This is a genomic window from Bradyrhizobium lablabi (assembly GCF_900141755.1).
Lineage (GTDB): Bacteria > Pseudomonadota > Alphaproteobacteria > Rhizobiales > Xanthobacteraceae > Bradyrhizobium > Bradyrhizobium lablabi_A.
The window spans coordinates 6,393,199-6,405,821 of record NZ_LT670844.1; the positions used below are offsets into that span (position 1 = coordinate 6,393,199).

The following is a 12,623-nucleotide window of genomic DNA, read 5'->3' on the forward strand; positions in this document are numbered from 1 at the left end:
ACGGTGCGCCGCAAGGAAGAACTGGTAAGCGATGTTACCGCCATTTTGGGATTATCGACGCGAGTACGACGAGTTGCGAGACGAAATTCTCGCCGCCGTCGATCGGGTTTTCAAGTCCGGGAAGCTCATTCTCGGACCCGAAGGCGTCGCATTCGAAAAAGAGATGGCTTCGTATGTCGGCGTCGCCGGCGGTGTCGGGGTCAACAGCGGGACCGATGCGGTCTATATCGCGCTTGCCGCGGTGGGGATTTCGGCCGGCGACGAAGTGATCACGGTGCCCAATACCGCGGTTCCGACAGTCTCCGCGATCCAAATTCTCGGCGCGCGACCGGTCTTCGTCGATATCCGGGCAGATGATTTCTTGATGGATGTCGATCAAATTGAGGCGGCCATTACGCCCAGGACCAAGGCGATCGTTCCGGTTCATCTTTACGGCCAATGTGTCGACCTTGACCCATTGCTGGCAATTGCGCGCCGCCACGGCCTCAAGGTGGTCGAGGATTGCGCGCAGTCGCAGGGCTCGCTCTACAGGAACCGTCAATCCGGAAGTACCGGCGACGCGTCGACGTTTTCGTTCTATCCGACCAAACTGCTCGGCGGCTACGGCGACGGCGGCATGGTGTTGAGCGACGACAAAGCGGTCGTCAGTCTCGCCCGATCGTTACGTTTCTACGGCATGGAGGAGACGTATTACGCCGAGCGGCATGGCTACAATTCACGGCTCGACGAGGTTCACGCGGCGATACTCGCCCTGAAGCTTCCCAGGATCGAAGGCTGGATATCCCGCCGCCGGGACATCGCCGCCCGGTATAGACAGGGTTTTTCAGGCAGCGGGTTAAAGATGCCGAAAGAGAATGATTACGGCCGGCATGTCTATCATCTCTTCGTGGTCGAGACGGAAGGCGATCGCGACGCTACGCTAGCGCGCATCGAGGCGCGCGGGCTTAAGTGCGGCGTGCAGTACAGATGGCCGATCCACGTGATGAGAGGCTACGAAGATCTTGGTTATCGGGCCGGTCAGTTTCCAGTCGCCGAGAAAAAGGCCCAGCAGATTTTTTCGCTGCCGATTTATCCGCATTTAACGGACGAGGAAGTGGACGAGATCATCGAAGTCGTGAGGACGGCGATTTGATGCAGGGTCAGGAAAATATCGGCTGGCTGCGCGACAGGCTCAAGGCATCATTTGCTATCGAGCCCAAAGATCCGACGGAACTGCTCGATTGGCTCGAGGCGCGGCGAAGGGACGTGCCATTTTCGGCCGAGCTGATCCCGCTGCGAGAGGTTGCCGACTGGCGACAGGACGACAAGGGCAATATCCAGCACACCACCGGTCAATTCTTTCGCATCGAGGGCGTCAGGGTGCGCAGCGCGCCCGGCGTGAGGGAGATACCCGGCTGGGACCAGCCGATCTTGACCCAGTCGGAAGGCGGCGTCCTTGCGCTGTTGTGCCGGGAGACACCGGCCAAGGTCGTCGAGTTCCTGCTGCAGGCCAAGGCGGATCCCGGCAATTTCGGTTATCTGCAATTCTGCCCCACCATTCAAAGTACCTGGGAAAACATTCGCGGCCTGAAGGGCGCCAAGCGCGCGGCATTCGCTGAATGTCTCGAGCCTTCCGAAAATATCCGCATCATCTACCGATCGAAGCATAATGAGGAGGGGAGCCGGTTCTGGCAAAAATCAAACGAGAATATGGTCTTGTTTGTTGAGGATGCGAGCCGCTTGACGTTCAATGAACAGGCCTATCGCTGGGCGAGCTTGTCCCAAATCAAACAGATGATGTTGCTGGATAACATTATCGGACCTTACGTGCGGACCGTGGTCGCCCCGCTTTGAACGCCTGGCGATGGTGGAAGGGCTCACCGCAAGGTCATTGTTCGGGTCGGCTGGCGGGTCGGTGATCAGGCTTTCGCGCTCTTCGAAAACAGGTAGGTCTGCGTCGTCGAATGATGGCCGGTAACCTCGTGCATGTCGTAGGGGATGCACGGCCATTCGCGCTCGAGCCTCAATCCGGCCTGGTGGCATAGCGACATCAGTTCCTGCTTGCCGAAGATGATTTCAACGACCGGTGCGCCGTAGGCGTATTTTCGCAGGAACGTCGTTTGATGATCGTCAAACACCGGAACGCTGTGAAAAGCACAGTAACGTGCCGCAACGCGTGCGGTCTCGCGGATCGCCGCGCGATAATCGACGATATGCATCAGCGATACGCCGTTGAAGACGATATCGAAGGCACCATCCGCGTACGGCAGCCTGGTCGCGTCGCCAACTTCAAAATCCGTCGAGGGATAGTGGGCTCGGGCACGGGCGATCATGGCTTGCGAATAATCGATGCCTGTGTAGCCGACGCCGTTGGGGAGCAGAGTGGCTAGCACCTCCGAATAGGAGCCGCTGCCGCAGCCGACCTCGAGCACGCGCGGGTGGTTGATGCCGGTTGCAGCTACGGCTTCGGCCGCGACCTTGAAGTCGATCCGCGGCTCGCCGCGCTTCATGTCGGCGATCAGCCCCCGGTAAGCGCGCTCCTGTCGCGCTACCGTGCGCGCGGCTAGCCATCCCCCCGATGAAGCCGTCACGCTCCGGGCCTCTTCTATGCCGCCGAGGACCCGATGATCGCTCGAACTCATGATATGACGGCGCAGAATCGGCGATGCCTTGACGACGCGCTTGCCGATCTGCCTGACGATGCGGGAGAGCTTCATCGCCGCGCCCCAATTCCGTCGACGAAGCTTAGAATTTCGCTGGCACGATGGCGATAGGTGTGCTGCGCCATGGTTTTGGCCTGGCCCGCATGCGCGATCTCTGCGCGGCCCTTGTCGTCTGCGAGATGGTGATCGATAGCGCTCAGGCAATCGTTGATCGAGCGCCATACCGCTACCTCGCGGTCCGGAGCGAATAGCGTATGGAGATTGTCCTTGAAATCGGTAAGCAGAAAGGCGCCGACGCCGGTTGCCTCGAATAGCCGCATGTTTCCGGCCTCCCGGCCGGCAAGATCGATGTGCGAGTTGAGGGTGATGCGCGAGCGCCGGAGCACCTGATACATGTCGGTGCCCCACACCTCGCCCTGGAAGCAGCGATGCAGTGGCGAGGAGGCAGGCAGCGCTTGCGGACGGTTTCCCCACAATTTGAGATCGTAGCGTTCGGCGACTGCTTCCAGGAGCGCAATCCGCTGTAGATGGTCAACTGAAACGGAGCCGACGAAGGAGACGTCGATGTCGGCTGCGGGCTTCTCGGGTAAGACGTCGAGGATGGCCGGCTCGAACGCGAGATGGTTGACTTCCGCGCGGACACCGAGGGCCCGAAAGAAGTTCACCGTGGTCGGCAATTGCGAGATCATCAGGTCGTAGGCCGACCAGTCCTCGCCGCGCGACGGCTCGATCCCGACCTGCCCGATAGCGATCGGGTTGCCGATCTCCTTGATGCGCCGCATGAGTTTCGTATCGATATGGAAGAGGTCCTGGTTGAGCACGAGATCAGGTTTGAATTGCTCGATCTGGGCCAAGAGGATGTTCTCGGCCTGCTGGTCGAGCTTGGGGCTCAATCCGACCTTGCGGGCGAGCGGCCTCAGGATCGGCTTGAACGGCGTCACCGCGCGCTCCAGCCAGCCGGGGAGCGGGCGGCGCTCGGCACTGGCCGTTGCCTCCGGCGGCTCGGATGGCATGCCGTGCTCGCGCGCCCATGCGGTCTGGAGCCAGGGGTTGTTGACGTGGATTTCCGCCGCGGCATGGCCCATCGCGGTGAAGTTTTTTGAATAGAAATTGGCGAGGCCGAACAGGCTAGCATTGCGCGCTGCCATCTGAGCAGCATAGGGGGCGTTCTCGAGCCCGGGCTCGCGACGATAGAGCCAAGCCTGGAAACGCAGATAATCCGCGTTGAGAACGAGGATGCGCATGGTGCTTCTAGACCGCGATCCGGAAGCCGTAGTTCTTATCGATCCACGCCTTGTAAGCGCCGCTGGTCACTTCGCGCCACCAATCTTCCTGATCGAGATACCAGTGAACCGTCTGGCCCAGTCCGGCCTCGAACCCGGTACTGCGTCGCTTGCCGAATTCGCGGTCGAGTTTGGCGGCGTCGATCGCGTAGCGGTGGTCGTGACCGGGGCGATCGGTTACATAGCTGATCAGCGCGCGGCAACTCTGTCCTGAAGCCGCGGGACAGGACGGAAAGCGCGTGGCGAGGCCCCGATCGGCGGCGAAAGCGCCATCCAGCGTGTCGCAGATCAGGCCGACGACATCGCGGTTGTTCCGTTCGTTGCCGCCGCCGATATTATAGGTTTCGCCGACGCCGCCGCGCTCGATCGCGCTCATCAGCGCATCGCAATGGTCGGAGACATGCAGCCAGTCGCGGACGTTGGAGCCGTCGCCATAGATCGGCAAAGGCTTGCCCTCGAGCGCATGGATGATCATCAGCGGGATCAGCTTTTCGGGATGCTGGTAGGGGCCGTAATTGTTCGAGCAATTGGTGATCAGCGCGGGCATGCCGTAGGTCGCGACGAAGGAACGCACCAGATGGTCGCTCGCCGCCTTGCTTGCGGCGTAAGGTGAATTCGGACGGTAGGGCGAAGCTTCCGAAAAGGCTGGATCGCTCGGACCGAGCGAACCGTAGACCTCGTCGGTCGACACGTGAAGAAAACGCGCGCCGTCGATCGTGCCTGACGAGCGCCACGCGTCGTGCGCTGCCTTGAGCAAGGTGAAGGTGCCGAGCACGTTGGTTTGCAGGAACGCCTCGGGGTCGACGATCGACCGATCGACATGGGATTCGGCGGCGAGATGAGCGACGCGCGTGAATGCGTGCTCGTCGAACAGCCGCCGCATCAGCGCGCCATCCTTGATGTCGCCCTTCACGAACAGGATGCAGCGATCGGCGATCAGCGGTTCGAGGCTTCGGATGTTGGCGGCATAGGTCATGGCGTCGACCACAACCAGCAGGTCGTCGGGACGTGCCGCGCGCCACGCATGCACAAGGTTCTGGCCGATGAAGCCCGCGCCGCCGGTGATCAGAACGCTGTGCATCCGGGCCCTTTTGTCTGATACTCGAAGATGTTTCCTGGAATAGGATAAACCGCCGTCACTTCGATGGAAAGCAGGCGATGTCGGTTCGGGAAAACGGCGCGAACCGGTCGGCTGGTCCGGCTGCCAACGGGGCTGATATTCCGCCGGTCGGGAGTGATAATGGGTCGGATTCGGGTCGTCAATAGTGAGACAACCGGTACAATTCGCGATCCGCCGTGTGCTTGATCCGCCGTGTGCTTGCCGCGTGGTCGATTGATCAGGACAGCGGAGCGGTCTGCTTGCTCCCTTCCGGTTCGAACATTGTCCGCGGCGTCACATACCACAGCAGAAAGAGAATGGAGGCCCCGTTCGACAGCAAGGTGGTCGTAAGCGGGACATTCAAGAGGATCAGGGGAAGAATGCCGCCCGACATCAAGATGAATCTTGGCGGCAAGCTGGCGGAGAGGCGATTGCCGAGAGATATCACCAGTCCGCACGCGAGCACCGCGAGCGGCGCCAGGACCGGTCCGACGGAAGCAATGCCCTCCGTCGCAAACAGCGAGGCATTTACGTTGCCAAATTGATAAGCCTTCGCCATGACGATCGATAGCTGTTCGGTGTAAGGGCAATGGACGAATGGCTTCAGAAAGATGATCTGGCAAAAACGCGTGTGCTCGTGGGTCGAGAAGAAATGGTTATACAAATCGAGCGCGATGGACGGCAGCGCGATCATCCGGAAATTGATGGCCCCGAAGAAATATCTGACCTGCTCAAGCGAAATGACGCCTAAGTTGAACAAAAACATCCAAAGGACTCCAGCCGATAACGGCAGGAACAACGACAGCACAACCGTCGTTCTGGCTGAGAAGAACCGGGATAACAGCGTCAGAAACAGCAGCCAGAACGGCCCAAACAGCGCCAGCTTGGTAAGAGTAATCGGATAGAACGACAGCAAGAGCAGCAAGACGGCGGCGGCACGGTATCGATTCCCGCGGGCCGCAAAACATGCAAACGCGAACGGTAACAACGCATTCGATATCGGGCCCGTTGCATATCTCAGCCATCCGGGAAATTCGATTTCATCGCGAAAGCGATAGATTTCGGTGAGACCGACCAGCTTGAAATTGTAGAACGCGCCGGCGGCGACGATTGCCGCGGCGAGGATCAGGATGCCGGACAATAAATAATCCAGCGAGCGAGACGACAGGACAAAACGTTGCTTGATCGGCGAAGTGATGAATAGCGCAGGTGCCAGGAATGCCAGCGCCGAAGCAAATGCTGAAACGCTCGCCAAATTGTGGTCGTATTGAAATTTCGAAAATACGCCAAGCCAGAGATAGCCGAGAATCATGGTGTAAAAATAAAATCCGACAAAGTAACCGAAGCTGAATCTGGCAAAGATGAAAAGCAGCGAAACGACGGCGAAGGGCGCGACGATCAGCGCGGCGACATAAAGGCGGCTATGATCGAACGAAAAGAAGTGGAGATATTGATAGAATTGCGTGACATAGACCGAGGACAGACAACAGACGACGACATGCAGGCCCAACAGCAATGCCAGCGCAAGCGAAGCTTGCGACCGCATGGACGTATAATTCGCCGAGTCGTGGTTCATGCAGGCTCTTTTTAATTCGCGGATTCCGCAAGGCCGGCCGCTGCGATCGTGCGTCTTCGACCGTAATTGGTCCGAAGTAACCCGCTCGTCAGTTCGCCGGTCATGCAATCCCCCGTCATTCAGGACGGCTTCCAGCCGAGCGCGAGTTCGCTTGTCTTTGGTTCGAACATGGTGCGCGGCGTTACGTACCAGAGCAGAAACAGAACCCCAGCGCCGTATGTCAGCAAGGTAATTGACAGCGGCACGTTGAGCAGGATGTTGGGAATCAGGGCTCCGGATATCAGAACAAAGCGCGGCGACAAGCCGGCGGATAGACGGTTTGCTACCGCGATCACCAATCCACATACGAATGCGGCCAGCGGCGCCAGGACCGGGCCGACCGACGCAATGCCTTCCGTCGCAAACAGTGAAGCATTCAAATTGCCGAGCTGATAGGCCTTTGCCATCACGATCGCCAAGGGGTCGGTGTAAGGGCAATCCATGAACGACTTCAGAAACGAGATCTGGCAAAAGTGCGTGGAAGTGTGCGTCGAAAAGAAGTGGTTATAGAGATCGAGCGCGATCGATGGAAAGGCGATCATCCTGAAATTAATGGCGCCGAAATAATTGATGATCTGCGTGTGCTGCAGCACCCCCGACTTGACCAGCTGCGCCAGGACTATTCCGGCCGAGAGCGGCAGGAACAGCGACAACACTACCGTGGTTCTGGCTCCAAAAAACCGGGATAACAGCGCGACATACACCAGCCAGAACGGCGCAAACAGCGCCAGTTTGGTGAGCGTAATCGGATAGATCAGGAGCAGGAGCAGCAAGACGAAAGTCGCGCGCCATTTATTGCCGTGTGCCACGAAACACGCGAATGCGAAGGGCAATAGCGCTCCCGACGTCGCGCCTATCGCGTAGCTCAGCCAGGCGGGAAATTCGAGCGCGCCACGAAAGCTGTAGATATCATTGAGGCTGACCAGCCTGAAATTGTAGAGCGTGCCAACAGCGATGATTGTCGCCGCCAGGATCAGGATGCCGGACAATAGATGATCCAGCGCGCGTGCCGACAAGACGAATCGTTGCCTGATCGGCGAGGTGATGAACAGCGCCGGTGCCAGGAATGCGAGGGCGGAAACAAACGCTGACGTGCTTGCCGAGGCATGATCGTAGTGAAATTGCGAAAACGCGGCGAGCCAGAGATAGCCGAGAATCATGGTGTAAAAATAAAATCCCGCGAAGTAACCGAAGCTGAACCGGCCAAATACGAAAAGCAGCGAGACGACGGCGAAAGGCCCGACGGCGAGCGCGGCCGAGAAAAGTCGGGCCTCGTCAAACCACGCAATTTCGTATTGGACATACACGTTCGCGACGTAGATCAGCGACAGGCAGCACCCGACGATGTAAAAACACAGCAGCAGGATCAGCCCGAGCCGGGCTTGCGATTGCATCGATGCGGGATTTGCGGAGTCCCTCAAGACGGTTTCCAGCCGAGCGCGAGCAGTTTTGTCGGCCGTGCAATGAGGGGGCAACCGATCCGATGCCAGATCGAGTTCTTGCCCATCGCTTTGAGGAACAGCTCCAGCCATCGTTCGGGTATCGCCAGTAGCCAGGGGGGGCGGCCCAGGCGCGCGCGGTAGCGCGCGATGACGTCGGACACCGTAAGCGGCGTCGGATCCGATACGATGAAGGTTTCTCCGCGCGCGCGGGGATTGGTCAGGGCCATTGTGACCGCGGAACAAAAATTCTGAACCGACAGCACGGATCGTTGGGCCGTCAGTCCTCCGAACGGCAGCGGAATCGGAAGCCGCGATATCTTGTGGACAGTCGCAAAATTTCCTTTTTCACCGTCGCCGTAAATCACGACCGGCCGCAGGATCGTAAACGAACCACCGGCCGCGCGAACGGCCTGCTCGGCGATCAACTTTGATCTTCCATAGGCATTGTTCGGCTTCGGAACGTCATCCTCGGTCAACTCCTGATCCGAAAATGAGCCGGACTGCGCGGCGATCGAGGAGATGAACACCAAATGCGCGCCGCACCGAGATGCGGCCGCTGCCAGCGCTTCCGTCGCTTTATGATTGACGCGGTCATACAGCTCGTCATTGGCAAATGTGTGAGCGATTCCGGCGAGATGAACGACGGCATCGCATTGCGCCAGTAACGGTTGCCAGTCGAACGGCGTTGATAGATCCGGAAGCCGGACCATCGCCATGTTGGGACCTCCGCAAGCGTATGCGGTTCTGGATGCCGCGATCACCTTGTGACCCTGCGCAGCAAGGTAAGGCACGAGATGGCGTCCAATGAAGCCGTCGGCTCCGGTAACGAGCACGGTGGTTTGATCGTTCATGTGAGTGTACTAAAGATTCGGCGGCGCCATCGTGATGATCCGACTATAGTCAGACTATCGCCGTTCGGGCAACCAAGGGCTTGCGGCCGGAACCTTGCAGTGCGGTATCAAGATCAATGGCCACGCGTGACGTGATTCGACGGTTAGCCGCGTTCGTCTGCGATGACTTTGCCGTCGTTGGGAAGCGACCCCGCAGCGACCAGTTCGACATTGCCGCCAAGCTTTGCGATCGCACGCAGCGTCGCGTTGACCGCCTCCCGCAGGTTCGCATTGGGGGCCGCGGCCTCGGCCTTCAGCGTCATCACGTCGGCCTCGCCCGCACGCGTGACGACGAGGCGTAGCCGTCCAAGCTCGGGATGCCGCTTGCCGATCTCGGCGATCTGCTCGGGCCGAACGAACATGCCCTTGACCTTGGTGGTCTGGTCGGCGCGGCCCATCCAGCCCTTGATGCGCATGTTGGTGCGTCCGCAGGGGCTCGCCCCGGGCAGCGCGGCGGTGAGGTCCCCGATCGCGAGCCGAATCCAGGGGTGGTGGAGATCGAGCGAGGTGACGACGATTTCGCCGACGTCTCCCGTGGCGACGGGATCGCCGGTGCCGGGCCGCACGATCTCCAGGATCAGGTCCTCGTTGACGACCATGCCCTGCCGGGTTGAGGTTTCGAACGCGATCAGGCCGAGATCGGCGGTGCCAAAGGCCTGAAAGGCATCGACGCCGCGGGATTTTATCTCGTCCTGCAGCGACTTTGGAAACGCCGCACCGGAGACCAGCGCGCGCTTGATCGAGGAGACGTCGCGGCCCGCACTCGAAGCCGCATCGAGCAGGATTTTGAGGAAATCCGGCGTGCCGCTGTAGCCGATCGGACGATAGGCCTCGATCAGTTCGAACTGCGCTTCGGTATTGCCGGGACCGGCCGGGATAACCGCGCAGCCTAGCGCCCGCGCTGAGGCATCAAAGATAAAACCGCCGGGCGTCAAATGATAGCTGAAGGTGTTCAGCACGACGTCGCCGGGGCGGAAGCCCGCCGCATATAGTGCCCGCGCGCCGCGCCAGGGGTCGGCGTGGGTTGCCTCGGGCTCGAAGATCGGGCCCGGTGAGGTAAACAGCCGTCCAAACGAGCCGGGAGCGCCCGCGACAAGGCCGCCGAACGGCGGAGCTTCCTTGTGCAGGGCGGGGAGGTCGGATTTACGCAGCACCGGCAGGCGCGCCAGCGCCGCCCGGCTGGTGATGCTGCCGGGATCGATGCCGTTGAGACGCTCGGCATAGGTGGGGGCGGCCATTGCCTTGCGGAGCACGGCCGGCAGCCGCGAAAACAAGTCGGCTTCGCGCGCGGCGGGCTCGCGGGTCTCGAGGGCGTCGTAGTGCTCTGTCATGATGTCGTCACCATCGCGTTCATAACCACCGCTTTCGCCGCTTGAAGCTTTTCAAATTCTTAAAACTCTTGCGCTGGTCGCCGGCGCCGCCGAGATAAAACTCCTTGACGTCTTCGTTGTCGCGCAATGCGTCGGCGCTGCCGTCGAGGACCACCTTGCCCTGTTCCATGATGTAGCCGTGGCTTGCCACCGAAAGTGCGGCGCGCGCATTCTGCTCGACCAGAAGAATGGTGACGCCGAGGTCGCGGTTAATCTCCTTGATGATCGAAAACACTTCCTTGACCAGGAGCGGCGACAGGCCCATCGACGGTTCGTCCATCAGGATCATCTTCGGGCGCGCCATCAGCGCGCGGCCGATTGCGAGCATCTGCTGCTCGCCGCCGGAGAGATAGCCGGCCAATCCCGTGCGCTCCTTCAGGCGCGGGAAATAGTTGAAGACCATGTCGATGTCGGCGCCGATCTCGTTGTCGCGGCGGGTGAAGGCGCCGAGCCGCAAATTTTCCAGCGAGGTCATGTCGGCGATGATGCGGCGGCCCTCCATCACCTGAAAGATGCCGCGGCGGACGATCTTGTCGGGATCGATGCCGTCGATGCGCACGCCGTCGAAGATGATTTCGCCGCGCGTGACTTCGCCATCCTCGGTCTTGAGCAGCCCGGAGATCGCCTTCAGCGTCGTCGACTTGCCGGCGCCGTTGGCCCCTAACAGCGCCACGATGGCGCCTTTGGGCACCTCGAGGCTTAAGCCCCGAAGCACCAGGATGACGTCGTCATAGACCACCTCGATGTTGCGGACGGAAAGCAGCGGGGCGGGGGCGGTGACGGCGCTGGGCCCGGCGCGGATTGTATCGGTGTCGATTGTCATACAGGCCTGCAATATCTGCCGGGCGTCATTGCCGCGTCATTTCCTTACTGCCGTCATCACCCGCGAAAGCGGGTGATCCAGTATTCCAGAGCCGCCTGCGATGGAATCGAGAAGCCGCGGCGTACTGGATCCCCGCTTTCGCGGGGATGACGACTGAGTGCGCTTTACCACCCCAACCATTCCGGCTTGCGCGGCAGCTCGACGGTCTTGACCTTCTCGAGTTTGATGGTGGCCTTGGTCATGAGATCGTTAATGTCGCCGTCCGTCGAGCCCGAGATTTTCGAACGATAGAGGTCGACCTTGAGCGTGCCGCGATGGTCCTTCTCGGTCCAGGTCGAGGGATTGCAGACGCCTTCCATGCCGGCGGGCACCCAGTCCTTCTTCTGGTAGAAGCCTTTCGCGACGTTCTCGCCGGTGGCGCCGCCGTTGTTGGCGGCCCAGTCGAGCGCTTCCTTCAGGTAGAGCGCGCTGCAGACCCCGGCGATGTAATGCACGGGACGATAGACCTTGCCGGTAGGGTCTGACATCTTGGAAATTTCCATCACGGTTTTCATGCCCGGCGCGTTGCCGCCCCAGGCCACGGCGGTCCGTAACGGGAAGATCACACCGTCGGCGGCATCGGCGGCGGTCTTGGCGGCGTTCTCATCCATGCCCCAGACGTTGCCCAGAAACTGCACATCGACGCCCGCGGTCTTGCACGCCTTCAGCACCGAGATGTTGGAGGCGGCGGTGTTGCCGAGATAGGCGTAATTGGCGCCTGAGCTCTTCAGGCTCAGGCATTGCGCACTGTAATCGCCGGGCTTCAGGTCGAACACCAGCGGCGGCAGCACCTCGAAGCCGAGTTCGGTGGCGAGCGCCTCGCCGGCCGCCTTCGGTGCATTGGGATAGGGATGGTTGGCGCCCATATGGACGAATTTCGGTTTTCCCGGCTTGCCCTTGGCCTTCCAGTCGTCCGCCGCCCAGATTAGCAGCGCCCGCATCGCATCCGAATAGCTCGGGCCGTAAAAGAAATTGTAGGGCGCGGGTTTCGCCTTGCCGCTGGCGCCTTCGGGGTCGGTGAGAGCTGCGGCATAGGAGGCGGAGAAATACGGGATCTTGTCCTGCGCCACGAAGCCGGTCAGCGCCTCGGTATCGGCGGTACCCCAGCCCATGATCGCCGCAACCTTGGTGTCGGGGGCGGACCATTTCTTGTAGAGCGCGATCGCGCGCGGCACCTGGTAGCCGTAATCGTTGGTGTCGACTTTGAGCTGCTTGCCGCCGACGCCGCCGTTCTTGTTGACCCAGGCAAAGGTGTCCGCGACAGCCTGTCCATAGGGCGTGCCGACGTCCGAGGTGCCGCCGGAATAATCCGCAAGATGGCCGATCGCGATCTGGGCCTGCGCCGCTGATGCAGCGCCGCCGAGCAGCAGCGCCAGCGAAACCGTACTCAATAAGGATTTCATGGTCATTTATGTTTCCT

Annotated in this window: 11 protein-coding genes; 2 read left to right on the forward strand and 9 right to left on the reverse strand. The window is 60.4% G+C overall.

Annotated features, from left to right (window positions below):
- The first annotated feature begins 31 nt into the window (after positions 1-31).
- A complete protein-coding gene (locus tag B5526_RS29535; RefSeq protein ID WP_079543291.1) occupies positions 32-1,132 on the forward strand; it encodes a DegT/DnrJ/EryC1/StrS family aminotransferase in 1,101 nt (366 codons plus the stop codon).
- Complete coding sequence (locus B5526_RS29540; RefSeq protein ID WP_079543292.1) at positions 1,132-1,833, forward strand: NDP-hexose 2,3-dehydratase family protein; 702 nt, start codon at positions 1,132-1,134, stop codon at positions 1,831-1,833. Before B5526_RS29535 ends, B5526_RS29540 begins: the two co-directional genes overlap by 1 nt.
- 65 nt (positions 1,834-1,898) lie before the next feature.
- Here B5526_RS29540 and B5526_RS29545 read toward each other — a convergent pair whose 3' ends face one another.
- From B5526_RS29545 to B5526_RS29585, 9 genes are all read right to left on the reverse strand, one after another.
- Positions 1,899-2,696 (reverse strand): class I SAM-dependent methyltransferase, encoded by a 798-nt coding sequence (locus B5526_RS29545; protein ID WP_079543293.1) that lies wholly within the window; start codon positions 2,694-2,696, stop codon positions 1,899-1,901.
- Positions 2,693-3,886 carry a CgeB family protein gene (locus tag B5526_RS29550; RefSeq protein ID WP_079543294.1) on the reverse strand — a complete coding sequence of 398 codons (1,194 nt, stop codon included), beginning with the start codon at positions 3,884-3,886 and terminating at the stop codon, positions 2,693-2,695. The genes B5526_RS29545 and B5526_RS29550 overlap by 4 nt, the downstream gene beginning before the upstream one ends.
- A gap of 7 nt (positions 3,887-3,893) precedes the next feature.
- Positions 3,894-5,006: a dTDP-glucose 4,6-dehydratase gene (gene rfbB, locus B5526_RS29555; RefSeq protein WP_079543295.1), complete on the reverse strand. Its 1,113-nt coding sequence runs from the start codon at positions 5,004-5,006 to the stop codon at positions 3,894-3,896.
- A 256-nt stretch (positions 5,007-5,262) separates the two neighbouring features.
- Positions 5,263-6,600 (reverse strand): hypothetical protein, encoded by a 1,338-nt coding sequence (locus tag B5526_RS29560; RefSeq protein WP_079543296.1) that lies wholly within the window; start codon positions 6,598-6,600, stop codon positions 5,263-5,265.
- 119 nt (positions 6,601-6,719) lie between these two features.
- On the reverse strand, positions 6,720-8,060 hold the full coding sequence (locus tag B5526_RS29565) for a hypothetical protein (protein ID WP_244562094.1): 1,341 nt from the start codon (positions 8,058-8,060) through the stop codon (positions 6,720-6,722).
- On the reverse strand, positions 8,057-8,932 hold the full coding sequence (locus B5526_RS29570) for an NAD-dependent epimerase/dehydratase family protein (RefSeq protein ID WP_079543298.1): 876 nt from the start codon (positions 8,930-8,932) through the stop codon (positions 8,057-8,059). The genes B5526_RS29565 and B5526_RS29570 overlap by 4 nt, the downstream gene beginning before the upstream one ends.
- Before the next feature lie 143 nt (positions 8,933-9,075).
- Complete coding sequence (locus tag B5526_RS29575) at positions 9,076-10,302, reverse strand: phenylacetate--CoA ligase family protein (RefSeq protein ID WP_079543299.1); 1,227 nt, start codon at positions 10,300-10,302, stop codon at positions 9,076-9,078.
- 19 nt (positions 10,303-10,321) lie between these two features.
- A complete protein-coding gene (locus B5526_RS29580) occupies positions 10,322-11,164 on the reverse strand; it encodes an ABC transporter ATP-binding protein (RefSeq protein WP_079543300.1) in 843 nt (280 codons plus the stop codon).
- Between the two features lie 164 nt (positions 11,165-11,328).
- Positions 11,329-12,612, reverse strand: coding sequence for an ABC transporter substrate-binding protein (locus tag B5526_RS29585; RefSeq protein WP_079543301.1), 1,284 nt, complete (start codon positions 12,610-12,612; stop codon positions 11,329-11,331).
- Between the last annotated feature and the right edge of the window lie 11 nt (positions 12,613-12,623).